Origin of the sequence: Dietzia sp. KRD202, assembly GCF_017168155.1 — a bacterium.
Lineage (GTDB): Bacteria > Actinomycetota > Actinomycetes > Mycobacteriales > Mycobacteriaceae > Dietzia > Dietzia kunjamensis.
This window is the reverse complement of record NZ_JABFAN010000012.1, coordinates 174,586-195,157: the sequence shown is the minus strand read 5'-3', so window position 1 is coordinate 195,157 and position 20,572 is coordinate 174,586. Positions and strand designations below refer to the sequence as shown.

Annotated in this window: 15 protein-coding genes and 2 pseudogenes; 7 read left to right on the top strand and 10 right to left on the bottom strand. The window is 70.5% G+C overall.

The window, feature by feature from the left end; all coding sequences use genetic code 11:
- Positions 1-397: 397 nt before the first annotated feature.
- The 4 genes from rplI to J1M64_RS09230 form a co-directional block, all read right to left on the bottom strand.
- On the bottom strand, positions 398-850 hold the full coding sequence (gene rplI / locus J1M64_RS09245) for a 50S ribosomal protein L9 (RefSeq protein ID WP_067720010.1): 453 nt from the start codon (positions 848-850) through the stop codon (positions 398-400).
- A gap of 115 nt (positions 851-965) precedes the next feature.
- Positions 966-1,541, bottom strand: coding sequence for a single-stranded DNA-binding protein (locus tag J1M64_RS09240; protein ID WP_067720013.1), 576 nt, complete (start codon positions 1,539-1,541; stop codon positions 966-968).
- A 105-nt stretch (positions 1,542-1,646) separates the two neighbouring features.
- A complete protein-coding gene (gene rpsF, locus J1M64_RS09235) occupies positions 1,647-1,934 on the bottom strand; it encodes a 30S ribosomal protein S6 (RefSeq protein ID WP_067720016.1) in 288 nt (95 codons plus the stop codon).
- Positions 1,935-2,091: 157 nt separating this feature from the next.
- On the bottom strand, positions 2,092-2,352 hold the full coding sequence (locus J1M64_RS09230; protein ID WP_067720216.1) for a LuxR C-terminal-related transcriptional regulator: 261 nt from the start codon (positions 2,350-2,352) through the stop codon (positions 2,092-2,094).
- A gap of 168 nt (positions 2,353-2,520) precedes the next feature.
- Between J1M64_RS09230 and J1M64_RS20530 the strand changes: the two are divergent.
- Positions 2,521-4,887 (top strand): annotated as a pseudogene (locus tag J1M64_RS20530) (NACHT and WD repeat domain-containing protein); the annotation flags it as partial.
- Between the two features lie 1,557 nt (positions 4,888-6,444).
- Here the strand turns inward: J1M64_RS20530 and J1M64_RS09225 are convergent.
- The 4 genes and pseudogenes from J1M64_RS09225 to J1M64_RS09210 all read right to left on the bottom strand — a co-directional run.
- A pseudogene (locus tag J1M64_RS09225) lies at positions 6,445-6,576 on the bottom strand (antibiotic biosynthesis monooxygenase); the annotation flags it as partial.
- 200 nt (positions 6,577-6,776) lie between these two features.
- Positions 6,777-8,345, bottom strand: coding sequence for a glycosyltransferase 87 family protein (locus J1M64_RS09220; protein ID WP_206473956.1), 1,569 nt, complete (start codon positions 8,343-8,345; stop codon positions 6,777-6,779).
- Between the two features lie 36 nt (positions 8,346-8,381).
- Positions 8,382-10,679, bottom strand: coding sequence for a transglycosylase domain-containing protein (locus J1M64_RS09215; RefSeq protein ID WP_206473955.1), 2,298 nt, complete (start codon positions 10,677-10,679; stop codon positions 8,382-8,384).
- A 130-nt stretch (positions 10,680-10,809) separates the two neighbouring features.
- Positions 10,810-11,298, bottom strand: a complete 489-nt coding sequence (locus tag J1M64_RS09210) for a DUF5318 family protein (protein WP_227022312.1) — start codon at positions 11,296-11,298, stop codon at positions 10,810-10,812.
- 188 nt (positions 11,299-11,486) lie between these two features.
- Between J1M64_RS09210 and J1M64_RS09205 the strand changes: the two genes are divergently transcribed.
- The 5 genes from J1M64_RS09205 to J1M64_RS09185 all read left to right on the top strand — a co-directional run bounded on the left by J1M64_RS09205 (position 11,487) and on the right by J1M64_RS09185 (position 14,663).
- Positions 11,487-12,038, top strand: a complete 552-nt coding sequence (locus J1M64_RS09205) for a PadR family transcriptional regulator (RefSeq protein ID WP_096906350.1) — start codon at positions 11,487-11,489, stop codon at positions 12,036-12,038.
- Positions 12,035-13,123, top strand: coding sequence for an inositol-3-phosphate synthase (locus J1M64_RS09200; RefSeq protein WP_096906351.1), 1,089 nt, complete (start codon positions 12,035-12,037; stop codon positions 13,121-13,123). The genes J1M64_RS09205 and J1M64_RS09200 overlap by 4 nt, the downstream gene beginning before the upstream one ends.
- Before the next feature lie 295 nt (positions 13,124-13,418).
- Entirely contained in the window at positions 13,419-13,679 is a 261-nt protein-coding gene (locus tag J1M64_RS09195) for a hypothetical protein (protein ID WP_206473954.1), read from the top strand.
- A 110-nt stretch (positions 13,680-13,789) separates the two neighbouring features.
- Positions 13,790-14,458: a HemK2/MTQ2 family protein methyltransferase gene (locus J1M64_RS09190; protein ID WP_206473953.1), complete on the top strand. Its 669-nt coding sequence runs from the start codon at positions 13,790-13,792 to the stop codon at positions 14,456-14,458.
- Between the two features lie 34 nt (positions 14,459-14,492).
- Complete coding sequence (locus J1M64_RS09185) at positions 14,493-14,663, top strand: CDGSH iron-sulfur domain-containing protein (RefSeq protein WP_206473993.1); 171 nt, start codon at positions 14,493-14,495, stop codon at positions 14,661-14,663.
- Between the two features lie 156 nt (positions 14,664-14,819).
- On the opposite strand, the gene J1M64_RS09180 is transcribed toward J1M64_RS09185, so the two are convergent.
- Complete coding sequence (locus J1M64_RS09180) at positions 14,820-15,857, bottom strand: iron-containing redox enzyme family protein (RefSeq protein ID WP_206473952.1); 1,038 nt, start codon at positions 15,855-15,857, stop codon at positions 14,820-14,822.
- Positions 15,858-15,866: 9 nt separating this feature from the next.
- Positions 15,867-17,117 (bottom strand): hypothetical protein, encoded by a 1,251-nt coding sequence (locus J1M64_RS09175; protein WP_307872407.1) that lies wholly within the window; start codon positions 17,115-17,117, stop codon positions 15,867-15,869.
- Between the two features lie 194 nt (positions 17,118-17,311).
- Here J1M64_RS09175 and fdh point away from each other — a divergent pair, with 194 nt between their 5' ends.
- A complete protein-coding gene (fdh, locus tag J1M64_RS09165; RefSeq protein ID WP_241261366.1) occupies positions 17,312-20,569 on the top strand; it encodes a formate dehydrogenase in 3,258 nt (1,085 codons plus the stop codon).
- The last annotated feature ends 3 nt before the right edge of the window (positions 20,570-20,572 follow it).

Here is a 20,572-nt window from a genome sequence, read left to right as displayed (position 1 = left end):
GCGACCCCTCCACTGTAGGTCACCGGACCGACACGCCCGGCGTCCCGCCCACCCGGTTATCCACAGGTTTGTCCACATTTGCGAGAGAGCACCTGTGGACAACTGTGAATGGATGTGGGTTACGCAGGGCCGATGGGCGTATCACTGTGGACAACCGGTGGAAACCGCTGGCCACTTTCAGCAAAACCGCAGTTCACCATCATCGTCGCAGGTCGCGGCGCCGGTGGAGAACGGCGCTTACCACGTCACAAACAGGGACACAATGGATAACGAAAGATGAACGGCACTGATCCGAGAACCGTCCGGACCCTAGGCATTACAACTAGTTATCCACAGGCCGTCCACAAAAGCGAGGGCCCCGACCGTCACTGTGACGATCGGGGCCCTTCGCGGTGAATCAGGCGGGGACGACCTCGACCGCGACGCGCGCGGTGGTGTCGTGACCCAGGTCGACGACGACGCTGTGGGCGCCGGTCGACTTGATGTGCTCCTTGGGCATCTCGACGGCACGCTTGTCGAGAGTCGGTCCGCCCGCGGCCTTGATGGCAGAGGCGACATCGCCCGCGGTGACCGAGCCGAACAGCTTGCCGGTGTCCGAGGTCTTGACCGCGACCTTGACGTCGGCCAGCGACTCGAGCTTCTGCTTGAGCTCGTTGGCGTGGTCCGAGTCGCGCACCTCACGAGCCTCCTGGGCCCGCTTGATGGAGTCGACCTGGCGCTCGGCGCCACGGGTGGCCACGATGGCCAGCCCGCGCGGGAGCAGGAAGTTACGACCGTATCCGCCCTTGACCTCGACGATGTCGCCCGGCGCACCGAGCTTGTCGACGTCGGCGGTGAGGATCAGCTTCATGATCCGTCTACCTTTCTTTCCTCCGACGGACCCGACCTGGGCCGGGATGTCGCGAGGTCATGTCTCATGCTTATGGGGTGGGACGCGGGTGGCGCCCCGGGGAATTCGACGCGCTCTAGAACGGGGGCTCGTCGTCCATACCACCGAAGCCACCGGAACCGCCGGCCTGCGGGGCGCTGCCCCACGGGTCGTCGTTCTGCTGACCACGGCCCTGGCCGCCGCCGTAACCGCCCTGCGGCTGACCGCCACCCTGGAAGCCGCCGCCCTGCTGGCCGCCACCCTGGAAACCGCCGCCCTGCTGGCCGCCGCCCCCGCCGCCTTCACGGTTGGTGCGGGTCACCTTGGCGGTGGCGTACTTGAGCGACGGGCCGACCTCGTCGACCTCCACCTCGTAGACGGTGCGCTTCTCGCCCTCACGGGTTTCATACGACCGCTGGCGCAGCCGACCGTTGACGATGACGCGCATGCCCTTCTGGAGCGACTCGGCGACGTTTTCCGCCGCCTGCCGCCAGACGTTGCAGGTGAGGAACAGGCCTTCGCCGTCCTCCCACTGGTTGGTCTGCGAATTGAAGCGACGTGGCGTGGAGGCGATCCGGAAGTTCGCCACCGCGGCACCCGACGGCGTGAACCGCAGCTCGGGGTCCGCGACGATGTTCCCGACCACTGTGATAGGGGTGTCGCCCTGTGCCATGCGCTTGTCCTCCGTGTTGAAGCCGGCGTATTACAGCCTGAGGTGGATGGTGATCGAAGGCCGACCGACCGCGCCCAGATTACCGGTGCGGTCGGACACTCCGGGTCACTTGTCGGCGCGGAGCACCTTGGTGCGGAGAACGTTCTCGTTCAGACCGAGCTGACGATCCAGCTCCTTGACCGCGTCCGGCTCGGACTTGATCTGCGCGACGGCGTAGATGCCCTCGGTCTGCTTGTTGATCTCGTAGGCGAAGCGGCGCTTCCCCCAGACATCGACCTTGTCGACCGATCCGCCCTCTTGCCGGATCACGTTGAGGAACGTGTCCAGCGACGGCGCCACGGTGCGCTCGTCGAGACTCGGATCGAGGATGACCATCACTTCGTATTGACGCATGGGACCTCATCACCTCCTGTGGACTACAGATTCGGCCACGGTGTCTCCGTGGCAGGAGGGTCGTTGCGTCAGCAACCGCTCAAGGCTACCCCGGTGACCTCGGCAGACGAAATCACCGTCGGCGGCGGCAGCACCGTCGCACGGGCGCGCCACCCCCTCACAGGTCGTCGAGTCTGACGTAGCCGTCCTCCACCGCTCGCAGCAGCAACCGGACCTTGGTCCGCGCGGGCCGGCCGACGGCGTCGTACTTGGAGCGCACCCGCTGGATGTAGGTGCTGACGGTGGAGTCGGCCAGGAACAGCCGCTCGGTGACCTCGCGCTTGCTGTCCGAGGCGAGCCAGGCGATGAGGACCTCGACCTCCCGGTCACTGAGGTCCGGACGGGCCGCGGCGGGGCGGAAAGGAATCGTGGCGGTCATGGCGCCCTCTCGTTCGATGAGTTCCGATTCATTCTGGCGACGGCCGGTCACGGCGTGAACTTCCCCCGAATTGTCAGTACAAGTCCGTACGGATGCGTCCTACGATCGTATGAAACCCCAGCACATGACCTCCGAATCCCTTCCGTACGCCGGTCGCCCGGCCGTACGATGTTGACCGTGCACACCCCCCGCGAGCCCGTCGAGGGCGCAGTTGGACGATCAGCTCCTTCTCAGATTCAGACTCGGGAGGAGCTCGGCACCGCGCTCACCGCTCTCCGGGTGACGGCCGGTCTCTCGGTCCGCGACGTTGTGCGGCTGGTCCCCTCCCTGACCCTCGGGACCGCCTCCGGCTGGTTCTCGGGCCAGCACGTGCCGACCCGCGCGAGCGAGGCGACGCTCGTGGAGCTGCTCCGCCTGCTCGGTGTCGGCGGGGACGCGGGCTCGGATACGGACCCGGCCGGCACGGGCCCTGTCGGCACGGGCACTGCCGGCACGGACCCCGCCCGCGCAGACTCCGCCGCCGCGGCCACCATCGACGAGTGGCGGGCGGCCGTCGAGCGGGTCCGGATGCGTCCGGGGCCCCGGCGCACCACCCGCCGCACGCAGAACGGCACCCGCCCCGGGGAGGCCGGATCGTCGACGGACCCCGCTGCCCCGACCGGGACCGACCCGACCGACGCCCGACCGACGCCCCGCTCGGCCGTGCCCCAGCCCGATGACACCGGCAGCCCGTATGTCGGCCTGCGCTCGTACCTCAGTGACGACGCCGCCCTCTTCCACGGTCGCGGGGCCGAGATCGACCAGGTCCTGGCCCGCGTGACCGCCTCACGGACGCGGCCGCTCGTCGTGGTGGGCGCATCCGGCTCGGGCAAGTCGTCGCTGCTCGCCGCCGGGCTCGCCCCGCGATGGGTCGCCGAGGGCTCGACCGTGGCGATCGTGCGCCCGGCCGGGATCACCACCGAGGTCGCGAACAGCACCGGCCACCTCGTCGTCGACCAGCTCGAGGAGCTCTGGGCGGACGAGGTGGGCCCCGCACGCCGCGCGGAGGTGCTCGACGCGCTGGCCACCCGCGCCGCCGAGGGCCGGCCGACGATCCTCGCCCTGCGCGCGGACTTCTTCCAGCCCGCCCTCGCCGAGCCCGTCCTGCGCGACGCCCTCGACGACCCGGTGGTGATCGGCCCGCCCAGCCGCGAGCAGCTCGCCGAGATCATCGTCGAGCCGGCACGCTCCCTCGGCTACACGGTGGAGCCGTCGCTGGTGAACCTGCTGCTCGACGCGGTCGCCCCCGCCGACGGCGGCGCCGACGAGCGCTCCCTCCTGCCGCTGCTGTCCCACGTGCTGCTGGTGTGCTGGGAGCGCAGCCGCCGCCGTCGCATCACCGTGGACGACTACTACTCTTCCGGCGGGGTGGAAGGCGCCGTCCGCGCGTCGGCGGAATCCGTCTACCAGGAACTGGATCCGGCCGGCCGGGCCGCGTGCAGGACCCTGTTCCTCCGGCTGGTCGACGTCCGTTCCGTCCGTCCCGTCCGCCGCCACGCCCCGCTCGCCGAGCTGTCCGAGGACCTCCTCGTCGTCGCCACCCCCTTCGCCCACGCGGGCCTGCTCACCGTCGACGGCGAGGCGGTGACCCCCACCCACGAGGTGCTCTTCTCCTCGTGGCCGCGCCTGGTCGACTGGATCGACGCGGACCGGGAGGGCCTGCGCACCCTGGCGCGCGTGCGCTCCGCCGCCGCCGACTGGGAGGGGTCGGGGCGCGACGAGTCCGCGTTGCCCCCCGCGTCGGCGACCGCGGACTACCTGAGGTGGAGGGACGACGACGACGGCCCCAGCGCCCACCTGGCGGAATCGGAGCGGCAGTTCCTCGCCGCCGCCGAATCCCATCACCGATCCGTCGCCCGGAGGGACCGCAGGCGCATCCGCACGCTGACCGTGCTGGCGGCGTCGTTGGCGGTGGTGACCGTCCTGGCCCTGGTCGCGAGCGGTGTCGCACTCCGCGCCGGCGCGGACGCCCGCCACACCCGCGACGTGGCCCTGTCCCGCTCCGGCTCGGTCTCCTCCACCACCGCCTTCTCCCGCGACCCCGGCCTGGGCCGCGCGTTGGCCCTGGCCGCCTACCGGATCCACCCCACCACCGAGGCGCGCTCGGCGCTGCTCAACACCAGCCGCGCCGACGTGCCACTGCGGTTCGAGGCCGCCCCCGGCAGTGGACGGGTCATCGCGCTGCCGGACGACGGCGGTGTCGCCGCCGTCAGCTCGGACGGCGTCCTGCGTATCTTCCGCGCGGGCGACCCCGCCGCGGTCGCGACCCTCGCCCTGGGCGCCGGGGAGCGCCACGAGCTGTACGCCGCCGCCCTGTCGCCGGGCGGCTCGGTCCTCGGGGTCGCCGGACAGGGCGCGGTGCACCTGGTCGACCTGCGCGATCCCACCGAGCCCACGATCCTGGCCGCCCTCGAGGAGGGTGCCGGGCCGTTCCACTCCGTCGCCTTCTCCCCCGACGGCACCACCCTCGCGGCCGGCACCGGTGACGGCCGTGTCCTGCGGTGGCCGCTGGGCATGCGCGGCGGGGCGCTGGCCGTCACCGACCAGCGGGCGCGGGTCGCCGTCCCCGAACCCGGGGCCGAGGTCGCCAAGCCCGTCGAGGCACTGGCATGGCTGCCCGACTCCCAGACCCTGCTGGCGGCCAACCGCACCGCGGGCGTCAAGACGCTGCTCGACGCCGACGCGTCCGGCCGGGGTCACCGCGGACCGGACCTCGACACCGGGCCGGTCGCGATCCCGCTCGCCCTCGCGGTGAGCCCCGACGGGACCCGGATCGCGGCCGGGACCACCGACCGGTCCGTGCAGCGCTGGCAGCTGGACGGCGCCGGTGGCGCTGACGGCGGTGCCGAGGTCCTCGAGGGTGCCCGCCCGCTGCCCGAACTGACCGGATGGAACGCCTACGTCCACGACGTCACCTACGACGACCGGGGACGGCTCGCCGCCGCCGGATCCGACGAGCGGGTCCGCGTCTACGACCCCGTCGGGCGGATGCTCACCGAATTGCCGGCCTCGCAGGTCGCGACCGGGGTCCGCTTCACCGACTCCGACCACCTCGTGACGTATTCGGTCGACGGCCTCGTCCGGCTCTGGCCGCTGGGGCGCCTAGGGGCGGCCTCGGAGTCCAACTCGATCTTCCAGACCGCGTCCTCGGCGGATCGGACCACCGGGGTCCTCGGCGTCACCGCCGCGGAACTGCACCACACCGTCGTCGACACCACCGGCCCGGTCCCGCGCGAGACCGGCCGCGTCGTCCCCGACGCCGGGACCCGGTTCTCCGGCTCCCTGGCCATGTCCCCCGACGGCCGCGTCGTCTACGCCGCGCTCGCCGACGGGGGCCTGCAGGTGTTCACCGCGCCGTTCGGGCCCGCCACCCGCCCGGTGGCGGCCCTGCCCGTGACCTCCGGGGTGGTGGTGGCCAGCCCGCTCAGCCCCGACGGGCGCACCCTGGCCGTGTGCAGCGACACCAGCCCCGACCTGGGACTGGTCGACGTCACCGATCCCGCCGAGCCCACGCTCCGGGTCACGGTGCCGCTGCCCGACCCGTGCGTCGTCGCCGAGTTCTCGGCCGATTCCGGGCAACTCGTCGTGCCGACCCTCGGGCCCGAGACGGTCGTCCTCGACACCACCGACCCCGACCGGCCGACCGTCGCCCACCGGCTCACCACCGGGATCGGCGCCTCGCCGTCGGCCGGGTACGCGCACGGCTCGCCACTGCTGGCCACCTCCGGCGGGGACAAGACGATCCGACTGTGGGACATGGCCGACGCGACCGCGCCCCGCGAACTGTCCTCGTTCACCGCGCCGCCCGGGGAGATCTACTGGACCGCGTTCTCCGCGGACGACGACCTGCTCATGCTCACCTCGAGCACCGGCCAGGTCACCGTGGTGGACGTGTCCGACCCTGCCGGGCCGCAACCGTGGGCGGTTCTGGGATCGACCACCGATCCCCTGCTCTACCAGGGCCGCAGCGCCTCGCCCACGGGCGGCCTGCTCGCGGTGGGCGTCGAGGGCGCCATGTGGATGTGGCAGCTCGACCCGGACCGGGTGGTGAGCGAGGCCTGCGCCGATGGCGCCGTTGGCGTGGGCGTCGCGAGCGGACTCGTCGGGGAATGCATCGAAGATCCAGAAGGTGTCGGCGTGGGTCCTGACCGCGAACCAGACAATCGTTCCTGCTTCTTCGTTGGCGTGCGGGGGCGGTCAGCCGTGTTGGAGGCCGATCGTCAACGCCTGCGTGACCGGGATGACGGTGAGGAACAGGAAGGCCGCCACCGTCCAGCCGATCCACACGGGTTGGCGCCACCCTGCCCGGTAGCCGCCGGCAGCGGTGACCATGCAGATGAAGCCGATCAGGATGCAGACGAACATCCAGATCATGGAGTTGGTGCTCATGGGGCGGCGTCCTCTTTCCGGGGGGCGTCGACGGGGTCGCGCCTCGCGGGCGGGGCGACGACGAGGGGTTCGTCCGGGTCGGCGAGCACCCCGGCCAGCGGGTCCGGGCCCTCGGGCGTGCCCTGGTGCGTCATGCGGACGCGGTCCAGGTGGGGGCGGTAGATCTCGAGGATGACCACGGCGCAGATCGCCACGACCAGCAGGTCGCGGACCAGGACGAGTGGGTGGAACACGTCCGCGCCGATCCCCTTGTTGTCGACGCCGTGGAAGTACGACATGTGCGCCACCCAGAGCAGGGCGTCGAACGCCATCCACGGCAGCAGGAGCCGCACGCGGGGGACGGCGAGCACCGCGAGGGGCACCAGCCAGAGCGAGTACTGCGGACTCCACACCTTGTTCGTGAGCAGGAAGAACGCCACGATGAGGAACGCCAACTGCGCGACCCGGGGGGTGACGGGCGCAGTGAGTCCGATGACGAGCACCGCGATGCAGCCGAGCGCGAACAACCCCAACGACACCAGGTTGAGGGTCGCGGGGGCCTCCCCCGCCGCGCGGGCCGCGTCGAAGCCCTGCCACCCGGTGAGGGTCTGGATGACCGCGTAGATGCTCTCGGGATTGGCGGGCCTGTCCGAGTTGAGTCGGTAGAACTCCCGCCAGCCCTCGGGGAACGGGATCATGATCGGCAGGTTCACGGCCAGCCAGGCCACCACCGCCGCCGCGGCCGCCTTACCCAGCTCGGCGAAGCGCCGACGGCGCAGGGCCACCACCAGAAGTGCGCCGAACAGGAACAGCGGGTACAGCTTCGCCGCCACGCCCAGGCCCAGCACGACCCCGGCCCAGACCGGGCGCGAACGGGCCCACAGCAACAGCGCGACGGAGGCGAACGCGATCGCCATCAGGTCGTAGTTGGTGAAGGCCTGGAAGATGATGAGCGGGCTGGCCGCCATGAGCAGCGTGTCCCAGGGCCTGCGCCCCGCGGACTGGTAGGTGGCCCATACGGCGATCATCCACGCCATCGCGAGCAGGACGCTGCCCAGGACGAAGTACTTGGCCACCTCGATGAGCCCGCCGGGGAAGGCCGCGTGCCAGGCCTGGGCCGCCTGGGCCGTGACGTACTGGAACATCCCGGACAACACCGGGTACTCCATGTAGCGGACCTCGCCGTTGTCGGCGATCCACATGTACTTGTACGGGAAGGCGCCGGTGTCCAACCCCTCGGCCGAGTACAGCGGCAGCGGGTCCGCGTAACACGCCTTGTAGTACTGGCGGCCGTCCCAGTTGAGGCCCGGCTGCGAACCGTCGGTGGGGTGGGTGGTCTCCAGGCAGGCGGACTTGGAGAAGAACCCGAACGCCAGGAAGATCACGGCGAACAGCATGATCACGCGCAGCGGCGTCCAGAACCGTTGACGGCCGACCACCGCGTGACGACCGACCGGCCCACCCCACGCCGCGATGGCCTCCGCGCCGACCCCGTCACCGGGGCGGACCCGCTCGTGCGGCTCCAGGGAGCGGAGGTCGTCGTCGAGCGGCAGCGGGGAGATACGGCCGTTGCTCTGCACGGTCACACCCTAGCGGCGGGGGCGGGGGCCGGTCGCCCGGGATCAGGCCCCGTCGTCCCCGCCGCCTGCGCCACCGGTGCCTCCGTCTCCGCCGGTGCCGCCACCGGCATCAGCACCACCGCCGCCGGGGACCGGGGCGGGCTCGGGCGCGGGCGCCGGGGCGGGTGCGGGTGCCGGCGCACCGGCGCCCGGGATGACGATCTCCGGCAGTCCGGGGACCTGGAGCGTGAGCGGGCCGGGAGCCTGCGGCGCCGGCGCGGGCTGGACCGGGGCCGGGGCCTGACTGGCCTGGGGGACGTAGTCATCGGTGCCGGCACCGGTACCGGTCCCGCCCGTGGTGCCCGAACCGCTCCCGTAGGACTGCCCCTGGGACGCGCCGGCCTGGCCGCCGATGTACCCGGGCTCGGGGAAGCTCTCCCATTCCGTGCCGGACAGGGCGCCGTCCATCGTGGACTTCCAGATGTCGGCGGGCAGCGACGCGCCGTACATGGTGCCGCCCCAGGCGTTGAGCAGCGGCTGGTTGTCGTCGGTCCCCACCCAGACGGCCGTCGCGATCGACGGGGTGTAGCCGACGAACCAGGCGTCCTTGTTGTACCCGGTCTCGCCGAGCTGGGTGGTGCCCGATTTCGAGGCCGAGGGCCGCCCGCCGGCCAGCGAGTGACCGTTCGAATAGGCGGCGATGGGCTGCATCGCGGAGGTGAGGTTGTTGGCGACGTCGGGGTCGACCACCTCCTCGCCCTCGATCGAGGAGTTGTCCAGCAGCACCTCGCCGTCGGCGGTCTCGACCCGCTCGATGAAGTGGGTCGGCCGGTGGACGCCCTCTGCGGCGAAGGTCGCCAGGCCGGTCGCCATGTCCCGCACGCGGATCGGGTACTGGCCCAGGATGAGGCCGTCGTAGGGATCCTCGCCCTGCTCGCTCAGCGTCTCCCACGGTAGACCCGGGATCTGCTTGGGGATGCCGGTGCGGTGGGCCATGTCGCGGACGTCGTTGGCCCCGTTGTCCAGCATGCGCTGGAGCCGGATGAACGAGGTGTTGAGCGACAGCAGCAACGCCTGGGAGATGGAGCACGAGCCACACGACCGGCCGTCGACGTTGGTGACCGTGACGTTGCCGGTGGTCACCGGCGCGGACGAGATCTGGGTCCCCAGGCCGATGCCCTGGTCAAGAGCGGCGGCGACGCCGAAGATCTTGAACGTCGAACCGGTCTGCAGGGGGGCGTTGGCGTAGTCCCAGCCCTCGGCCTCCTCGCCGCCGTAGTACCCGATCACGCCGCCCGTCTTGGGATTGATCGAGACGATGGCGGTCCGGTTCTCCGGCCTCTCGCCCTGCATGTTCGACCGGGCGGCGTCGACGACCGCCGACTGGGTCTGGGGGTCGATCGTCGTGGTGATCTTCAGGCCCCGCGTGTTGAGCATCTGCTCGTCGATCCCGGCGGCCGCGAGCTCGCCCAGCACCTGACGGCGGATGGGTCCGTTGCTCGGGTCGCCGACGTTCTGCTCGATCGCCTGCGGGTCTTCGACGACCTGAGGGAACGCCGCGTTGCCGCGCTGCTGGGCGTCGATCGCGCCCATCTCCCGCATCCCGTCCATGACGTAGTTCCAGCGGCCCTCGGCCGCGGCCCGGTTGTTGAGCGGGTCGAGCGCCGACGGCGACTGGATGACGCCGGCGAGCAGCGCGCCCTCCTCGATCGTGAGCGCCTCGACCGGCTTGTTGAAGTAGGCGGTGGACGCGGCGGCGATGCCGTAGGCGCCGCGGCCGAAGTAGATGGTGTTGAGGTACGCCTCGAGGATCTGGTCCTTGGACCACTCGTTCGTCATCTTGGCCGCGATGACGATCTCCTTGGCCTTGCGTTGGTACGTGGGGGCGTCGCCGACCATCGTGTTCTTGACGTACTGCTGGGTGATGGTCGAGCCACCGCCCGCACCGGCCTCGCCGGTGATCTGCCCGATCGCCGCGCGACCGATGCCGGTGGGGTCGTACCCCTCGTTGGTGTAGAAACTGCGGTCCTCGGCGGCGATCACCGCGTTGCGCACGTGCACGGGGATCGCGTCGAGCTCGATGAGCGTGCGGTTGCCCTCCGGGGGCACGATACGACCGATCATCGTCGTGCCGTCGCTGGAGTAGATCTCGGAGATCTGTTCGGTGCGGACGCTGCCGGGGCTGGGGATCTCGGTGCGGTTGTACATCACCCCCGCGATGGCCAGGGGGATCACGAGGACGACGACGGCGAGGAGGATCACCGTCGTCCAGATCGGATGGCGACGGGCCCAGCCGCGCCGGTCCGAGCTGGTGCTCCGGCCCTCGTCGGCGGACCGGTTCGTCCTGCCATTCTGCGACATGTTCTACCCTCCTGCGAGCCGACCCGTCTGGCCCGGGAGTCCCCCGGTTGCGGTGCTCTGGCGACCATTGTGTACGAAATCGCGACCGATTCTGTACTCCGGAACCCGCGTCGGGCACTCCGGGCGGGCGTCAGCTGTGTCGGCGGAGCTCTCGCGCCGCTCGTCGCACGCGCTTTCCGGCACCCGGGGTGAGCCCCACCTCGTAGGAGAGGATGAGGTGGTTCCAGGAGCAGCTGCGGCACACCTCCACCACGTGGACGGTGAACCCGTCGTGGGTCAACGCGAGGTGGTCTATCTCGTCCTGACCGCGGGCCGACCCGGACGCCGGCCCCAGGTCGTCACCGAACACCCAGGAGACCTCCGTGAGGTTCTCCTTGCGGCACACCGGGCAGACCGTCTCCGTCTCCACGCCGTGGAAACCGGCGGCCCGCAGGAGGTAGACGTCCGCGTCGCACACCTCGCGCAGCGAGAGCGCGCCCTCGCGCAGGCCCCCCAGGACACCGCGGCGGCGCAGGGCGAAGTCCACCACCCGTCGACGCTGGAGCGCCGCACGGCCGGTGGGGTCCTCGGGCCCCGGCGCGGGGCCGGGTCGCGGGGAGCGGGAGTCGGCCTGGTCCACGTCCTCCAGCCTACGGCCCCCGCCGCGGGCCCGAGCCCGAGCGAGCCGCAGAGCGCGCCGACACGTCGGGCCGATGCCACCGCTCGGTATATCGGCTCGATACATCAGCAGGTGTACAGTGTGAATCCGTCGCATGACGCACGGCGCGCGACGCGCACAGGCACGATTCGCGGGAAGGGGGAGGTGGAGTGCTCGAACTGGCAATCCTGGGTCTGCTCGACGAGCGGCCGATGCACGGCTACGAGCTGCGCAAGCGACTCTCCGAGATGCTCGGGACGGTCCGGACCGTGTCCTTCGGCTCCCTCTACCCCACTCTGCGCCGCCTCCAGCAGCAGGGCGACATCGTCGAGGACTCCTCGGCCGCCACCGCCACCAGGCCGCCCGCCACCACGCGGCGCGGGCGCAAGACCTACCGCATCACCACCCGCGGCAAGGGGACGTTGGCGGCCCTGCTCGACGAGCCGGTGACGGCGTCGTTCGCCGACGACGGTTTCGGCGTCCACCTCGCGTTCTTCGACCGCACTCCCGGGCCCGCCCGGGTGCGCCTTCTCGAGGGCCGGCGTCGGGTGCTGGAGGAGCGTCGCGAGAGCCAACGCGACGCCGCCACCCGCGCCGGACCCACCGAACTGCGCTACGCCCGGCAACTCACGTTGCTCGGGCTGGAGACCAGCGAGCGCGAGCTGCGCTGGATCAATGAACTCATCCGGACAGAGAACCCATCACAAGGAGATCCCCAATGACCGACAAGAAGGTGCGCGTCGCGATCGTCGGCGTCGGCAACTGCGCGTCCTCGCTCGTGCAGGGCGTCGAGTTCTACGCCGGCGCCGCGATCGACCAGACCGTCCCCGGACTCATGCACGTCAAGTTCGGCGACTACCACGTGGGCGACGTCGAGTTCGTCGCCGCGTTCGACGTGGACGGCAAGAAGGTCGGCATGGACCTCGCCGAGGCGATCAACGCCTCCGAGAACAACACCCTGAAGCTGTGCGACGTGCCGCCGACCGGCGTCACCGTGCAGCGCGGACCCACCCTCGACGGCCTGGGCAAGTACTACCGCGAGACCATCGAGGAGTCCGCCGCCGAGCCCGTCGACGTGGTGCAGGCCCTGCGTGACGCCGAGGTCGACGTCCTGGTCAGCTACCTGCCCGTCGGTTCGGAAGAGGCCGACAAGTTCTACGCGCAGTGCTGCATCGACGCGGGCGTCGCGTTCGTCAACGCCCTGCCCGTGTTCATCGCCTCCGACCCGGAGTGGGCCGAGAAGTTCCGCAGCGCCGGCGTCCCGATCGTCGGCGACGACATCAAGAGCCAGGTCGGTGCCACCATCACCCACCGCGTCATGGCCAAGCTCTTCGAGGACCGCGGCGTCGCGCTGGACCGCACGTACCAGCTCAACGTCGGCGGCAACATGGACTTCAAGAACATGCTCGAGCGCGACCGCCTGGAATCCAAGAAGGTCTCCAAGACCCAGGCGGTGACCTCCAACCTGGAGGGGTCGCTCAAGGACAAGATCCACGACCGCAACGTCCACATCGGCCCCTCCGACTACGTGGAGTGGCTCGACGACCGCAAGTGGGCGTACGTTCGTCTCGAGGGACGCGCGTTCGGTGACGCCCCGATCAACCTCGAGTACAAGCTCGAGGTGTGGGACTCCCCCAACTCGGCGGGCATCATCATCGACGCCGTCCGCGCGGCCAAGATCGCCAAGGACCGCGGCATCGGGGGACCGATCCTGCCCGCCTCGGCGTACCTGATGAAGTCGCCGCCGGAGCAGATGGCGGACGACAAGGCCCGCGCCGAGCTCGAGGCCTTCATCATCGGGGCCTGACCAGCGCAGCAGAAGGATCGTATGAACACAGCGACGAACCACCCGCACACCACCCCGGGGCGTCGTCGTGTCCCGGCCGTCATCGCACTCGCGATGGCGGCCGGTGTCGCACTCGCGGCCTGTTCCGCCGACACCGCGGACGACTCCGCCACCTCGCCGACGACGCGGCCCGACACCTCGTCGTCGTCGTCGTCATCCTCGACTCCCGCCCCCACCACCATGGCTCCCGAGACCGCGAGGCCCTCCTGCGCCCCGACTGCCCGCCAACGTCGTCGGCACCGGTGGGCCCTGCCAGATGCTCGGCGAGGTCGCCCAGGCCGAGGACGGTTCCGCCCTGTTCTGCACCGAGGACCCCGGGGGCGCCGGCCCCCTGTGGCTGCCGCAGGGCGGCACGGGTGGGACCGGCGGGGCCGCGGTCGCGGACGCCACCGGACAGGCGCGACCCGGCGGACCGTGCGCCCAGGAGGGCCTCGCGGTCACCTCCGCCGACGGCGACGTGCTCACCTGCCGTCTCACCGGCGGCGGCGACGTCCCCGGCGGCCTCTACTGGCAGTAAGCCCCGGGGCGCCGGCCCGGCCGGGCCCGATGGGACCGCATCCGGTTGCAGGTGGGGCGCTTCGCCGATTGACTGGACAACATCTGTCCCGAAGATCAACCGGAGGCCCGATGACCCAGACCCGGTTCACCCATATCGAGGTCGACGACGGTGTCTACGCGCCCCAGGACGACTCCTGGCTCATCTGTGAGGCGCTCGACCAGTGCGATCTGGTCGCCGGGCGGCGGGTCCTCGACATCTGTACAGGCAGCGGCATCCTCGCCATCGAGACCGCGCTCAAGGGCGCACGGGAAGTATTCGCCTACGACATCTCCCCCGCCGCCGTCGCGTGCGCGTCCCGCAACGCCGACCGGGCCGGAGTGCAGGTGGACGTCCGGCTCGGCACCCTCGACGACGCCCGCCGGGCCGGCCCCTACGACGTGGTGGTCTCCAACCCGCCGTACGTCCCGTCCGACGCCCCGCTCGAGGGCACCGGACCCAACCGGGCGTGGGACGCCGGCGCCAACGGCCGCGTGGTGCTGGACCAGCTGTGCGACCTCGCCCCGGACCTAGTCTCGCCCGGCGGGAGCATGATGATCGTGCACTCGGAGTTCTCGGACCCCCCGCAGACCATCCGCAAGCTCGAGCAGTCGGGATTCACCGCGCGGACCGTCGCCACCCGCGTCGTGGACTTCGGTCCCGTCATGACCTCGTACGCCGGGCGACTCGAGGCCGCCGGCCTGCTCGAGCCCGGTCGCCGCGAAGAGGAGCTGGTGGTGATCCGCGTTGACCGCGTCTGACGCCCGGCGGGTGCGGATCGTGCCCGGGGGACCGATGCTCATCGAGGGCCCGGTCGACATGACGACGCCCGACGGCGAGCGCGTCTGCTCGGACCGCTTCATGGTGGCCGTGTGCACGTGTCGGCGCAGCAAGACCTACCCGTTGTGCGACACGAGTCACCGCCGCAAGGTCCGGCCGACCGACCCGGCCCGCGACGGCGACTGAGCGCTGTCCCGGGGCGGCGGCGGACCCCTTCCCGCGAATCCGCTACCCGGAATCGGGATCTGCTACCCCGATGCGCATAGCGGATCCCGATTCGGAGTAGCCGATTTTCCGGGGCGGTGGGGCGGGCGGCTCGCCGGGAGAGTGGCCGGGAGAGTGTCAGGACAGGAGCGAGGACTCGCCGCGCTTCCACGCGGCGAGCATCTTCTCCGCGGCCAGGTCGTCGAGATAGTCCAGCGCGCGCATACCGAACACCACGTCGGCGGCCAGTTCCGGCTCGCGGCGCACCAGATCGCCCACGACGTCGTGCCGCATGACCTGCTCGTGGACCGCATCGGCCTCCACGTGCTCGGCGTAGAAGTGGACGCACTCCTCGGGAGCGCCCAGCCGACGCAGTCCGGCCACCAGTCGGGCCGATCCCGGCGACGAGGTGATCTCGATGGCCGCGAAGTGGCCGATCGCCGCGCCCCGCAGCGACCGGTGCAGGCCGAACATCGACATGAGGTTGACCGTTGACAACGTCTCGGCCGAGACCCGGTCGAGGTAACCCAGGTAGGTCGGGTCCAGCTCGGCGGCGCTCATGAGGTCGGCCCACAACTGCTGGTGCACGCGCTCACCCCGCCCACCGCCGAACTCGTCGAACTCCACCGCGACGAACGAGGCCTTGGCCTGACCCTGCAGACGCGGGATGGTGAACGCGTGCGGGTCGCCCTCCTTGAGGTGGTACAGGGACCGGTGGGCGAAGTACTCGCGCAACTGGTCCCACGACCCCTCGTCCTTGAAGTACCAGGACGGGCCGGTGCCGGAGGTCGCCTCGACCGACAGTGCGTCCATCTCTGCCACGGGGTCGTCGCCCGGCTCGACGGCCGACCGCAGGTGCCCGAGGAAGACCCGCTCGAGGTCCCGCCGCAGCCGCAGCACGTCCGGCTCCCACTCCAGCTCCGCGTCGACCCCGTCGAAACCCCGGTAGTGCAGTTCGTACAGCGTGTACAGGGCGAGCTGCAGGTCCCGGCCCAGCGGATCGGTGTCCGCCGGTACCGGCGGCAGGTCCTGCACGGCGCCAGACGACAACGCCGCGACGACCGCCTCGGACAGTGGACCACAGGCGACGGGAAGCGACGGCGCGGTCGTGGCCGAGTCCTGCGCGGTCGTGGCGGAGCCCTGCGCGGGGGCGGCGTCGATCGGTGCAGCTGTCATATCCCTTGTCTACCCCCTCGGCCGGTCGTCCTCCACCTCGCGCGGCCCCCCGTCGCGGGAGCTCTGGCTCCCGTTCCCGCTCTCGCCGCCGTCGTCGTTGTCGTCGCCCTCGTCCCCGCTCTCGCCGTCGTCGTCGTCGTTCTCGTCGTCGTTCTCGTCGTCGTCGTCGTACTCGCGCTCGATCCGCTCCTGTTCCTCCTGCTCGTCGCTGTCGGCATCCCCACTCTCGTAGCTGTCGAACATCTTGCGGCGTTCGTGCCAACGCAGGCTGTAGGTGGCTTCGCGGACGGCGTCCTCGTCGTCGAAGTTCGACCCGAGCGCCCCGGCGAAGGCGCCGAGACAACTGGACAGCCAGGCCAGGTGGACGTAGTCCCAGATTGAGACGGGCCGCTCGAGCTGCGTCTCCAGGTATCCGGCGTCCATCACGGCGATCGCCAGCACGAACATGGCGGCCAGCAGGCCGAGGTACATGATGCCGACGCCGGTACCGACCGTCAGGACGGTGGCCGCGTTGTCCATCCGCCGGTTGCTCGCCGTGAGCCCGTCATCCGGGCGGGTCCACAGGCCGTTGCGGAGGATGAGCCACACCACCAGGGTGAGCACGCCCATCACGCTGATCAGCAGCAGCCGGAGCGGATGCAACGCCACCGCGAGCGAGGCGATACTCCCGTAGAAGATGCCGAAGGCGCCGGTCCCCGCTCCGGCGGCCACGACACCGGTCAGCGCCGTCATCATCCGGGTCGGCCGGTTGTTGCGCACCATCCCCGTCAGCAACCGGGCCTTGTTGAGGAAGCCTCGGCAGTGCTCGGGGGGCAGGTCGTCCGTCGCGGGTGCGCCCAGCCCACTCTGGTGGGTGCCCGCACGCACCAGCTTCAGGACGAGCTTGCGGACCTTCGAACGCACTCTGACGACGCCGAACACCGGGATACACACCAGCGCCGCGGTGGTCGAGCCGCTCACGTCGTAGAGCAGCGGGTCCCCGTCGGAACGAGTGGCGAGGTCCGTCAGATAGAGCACGAAATCCCAGTCGTGTTCCTGCAGCAGCCGGGGAGCGTGCTCGGTGAGCCGGATCTCGCCGTCCGGTCCGAGCGGGAGGGTCTCCTGGTCGACCTCCACCCGCCACCGACCCCCGAGTTCGCTGGACAGGTCCTCCGCGAGATCGTCCGCGATCGCCACCGCGACCCTCCGGGGCACGCCCGGATCGGCCATGAGACCGACGGTCGCCCACACCTCGTCCTCGTTCCATCTCTGCTCGTCCACCCCACCATCATGCGCGCGGCAGGCGTTTCACCAAATCGGTTGCGACGGTCATTGTGCTGGCGTTACATGGGAGCGAAACCCACGTGGTGCGGACAGGAGAACTGGAGGTGGCGATGTCGGAACAGGCGAGGTCGGAACAGGCGAGGTCGGAACACCAGCCCGACCCCGGTCGGCCGCGCGCGTCGCGGCCGGAACTGGCCCGCCGCGGTTCACCGCTGAACTGGCCCGTGTGGCGACAGTTCAGCGGAAACGATCTGCTCGGTCGCGGCTCCGCGACCCGTTCCCGGCGTTCACTCGAGATCACCCCCCGCACCACCACCGCCGACAAGGTGGTCAAGAGCGTCTGCCCGTTCTGTGCGGTCGGGTGCGCCCAGGACGTCTACGTCTCCGGTGGCAAGGTCACCCAGATCGAGGGCGACGACGACAGCCCCATCTCCCGCGGCCGCCTGTGCCCCAAGGGTTCGGCGAGCAAGCAGCTCGTCACCAACCCGGACCGCATCACCACGGTGCTCCACCGCAAGCCGTACGCGACAGACTGGGAGGAACTCGACCTCGACACGGCCCTGGAGATGGTCGCCGACCGCGTGCTGGAGTCGCGGAAGGAGTTCTGGGAGGAGACGGACTCGAACGGAGACACCGTCCGGCGCACCCGGGGTCTCGCCAGCCTGGGCGGGGCGACGCTGGACAACGAGGAAAACTACCTCATGAAGAAGCTCTACACGGCGCTCGGCGCCATCGAGGTGGAGAACCAGGCGCGCATTTGACACTCCTCCACCGTTCCCGGTCTGGGAACCTCATTCGGGCGTGGTGGTGCCACGAACTACCAGCAGGACCTCGCGAACGCCGACTGCATCGTCATCCAGGGTTCGAACATGGCCGAGGCGCACCCGGTCGGCTTCCAGTGGGTGATGGAGGCCAAGCAGCGTGGCGCCACGATCATCCATGTCGATCCCCGGTTCACGCGCACCAGCGCGCTCGCTGACCAGCACGTACCCATCCGTGCGGGATCGGACATCGCGTTCCTCGGCGGGCTGATCAACCACGTCCTCACCAACGACGCCTGGTTCCACGAGTACGTGCTGGCCTACACCAATGCAGCGACGATCATCGCCGACGACTTCCTGGACACCGAGGACCTCGGTGGGCTGTTCTCCGGGTTCGATGCCGACGGCCGCGAGTACGACGTCGAGTCGTGGCAGTACGCGGGTCCCGAGAACGAGATGCCCGATGAGAGCGGGAGCCGCTCCGACAAGGCCGAGGACGAACCCTCCGAGGCTCCCGGGTCAGGCGGCGCCCGCGCGTCCGCCACGACCCGGGCGCGGAAACGCGACGAGACGCTGCAGGATCCGCGCTGCGTGTTCCAGATCCTCAAACGGCACTTCAGCCGCTACACCCCGGAGATGGTCGAACGCACCTGCGGTGTCGCCGTCGACGACTTCCTCCGCGTCGCCCGAGCCCTGACCGAGAACTCAGGACGCGAGCGCACCTCCGCGTTCTGCTACGCCGTCGGCTGGACTCAGCACACGGTGGGAGTGCAGTACATCCGCACGGCGTCGATCCTGCAGTTGCTGCTGGGCAACATCGGCCGCCCCGGCGGCGGGATCATGGCGCTGCGCGGCCACGCGAGCATCCAGGGCTCCACCGACATCCCCACGCTGTACGACCTCATGCCGGGGTACCTGCCCACGCCGAACGCCGCCGAGCAACCGGACCTGGACAGCTACATCAGCACCGACGACGAGGCCCAGGGCTTCTGGGGCCACATGAGGTCCTACACCGTCAGCCTGCTCAAGGCGTGGTGGGGCGACGCGGCCACCGCGGACAACGACTTCGCCTACGGCTACCTGCCCAAGCTCACGGGCAAGCACGACTCGACCGCGACGGTCCAGCGGCAGGTCAACGAAGGCGGCGGCGGGTACTTCCTCGTCGGAGAGAACCCCGCCGTGGGTACCGCCAACGGGCGGATGCAGCGCGCCGGGCTGGCCAATCTCGACTGGCTGGTCGTCCGCGACCTCGTGATGATCGAGAGCGCCGACTTCTGGCGCAGGGGCCCGGAGATCGAGACCGGTGAGATGCGCCCGGAGGAGATCGGCACCGAGGTCTTCTTCTTCCCGGCCGCCAATCACGTGGAGAAGAAGGGCACGTTCACCAACACACAGCGGTTGCTGCAGTGGCGCCACCAGGCCGTCGAGCCACCGGGGGACGCGCGCAGTGAACTGTGGTTCTACTTCCACCTCGGACGCCGTCTGAAGGAGAAGCTGGCCGACTCCACGGACCCCCGCGACCGGCCGCTGCTGGACCTGACCTGGGACTACCCGATGGAGCCGGGGACGGACGACGAGCCCGACGCCGAGGCCGTGCTGGCCGAGATCAACGGCCGTGGAGCGGACGGCGAACCTTTGTCGACGTACACCCAGCTCGAGCCGGACGGCTCGACCTCGTGTGGGTGTTGGATCTACTGCGGGGTCTACGCCGACGGCGTCAACCAGGCCGCGCGACGCAAGTCCCGCCACGAGCAGAGTCCGGTGGCCCCGGAGTGGGGATGGGCGTGGCCGGCGAACCGTCGCATCCTCTACAACCGTGCCTCCGCGGACCCGGAGGGTCGGCCGTGGAGCGAGCGCAAGGCACTCATCAGCTGGGATCCCGACGCCGCCGACGGCGCCGGCCGGTGGGTGGGTGAGGACGTGCCCGACTTCGAGGCCGACAAGGCCCCCGACTACATCCCGCCCGAGGGCGCGGTGGCCCAGGACGCCATCGGTGGGGCACACCCGTTCATCATGCAGGACGACGGCCGCGGCTGGCTCTATGCACCGCGCGGTCTGGCCGACGGTCCGCTGCCGGCGCACTACGAGCCGCCCGAGTCACCCGTGGCGAACCCGATCTACCCGGGTCACGACGCCAATCCCGCCCGCGCGATACGCCCCGGCCGCTACAACGAGACCCAGCCGGGCCACGGGGAGCCGGGCAGCGAAGTGTTCCCGTTCGTCTTCACCACCTACCGCCTGACCGAGCACCACACGGCGGGGGCCATGAGCCGGACGCTGCCGTACCTGTCCGAGCTGCAGCCGGAGTTCTTCTGCGAGATCAGCCCCGAGCTGGCGCGGGAGCGGGGCCTGGTCAACGGCGGCTGGGCGACGATCGTCACCTCCCGCTCCGCGATCGAGGCGCGGGTCCTGGTGACCAGGCGGATGACGCCACTGCTCATCGACGGTCGCACCCTGCACCAGATCGGGCTGCCCTATCACTGGGGCGGCAACGGCGTGAGCATCGGCGACCCGGCGAACGACCTGCTCGCCCAGTCCCTCGATCCCAACGTGTCCATTCCCGCGACCAAGGCGACGAGCTGTGACATCGTCGCGGGACGCCGACCGCGTGGACCGGCGCTGCTGGAGTTCGTCGAGGGCTACCGCCGGCGTGCGGGAGTCATCACCGAACCGGGAACGGAGAGCTGAATC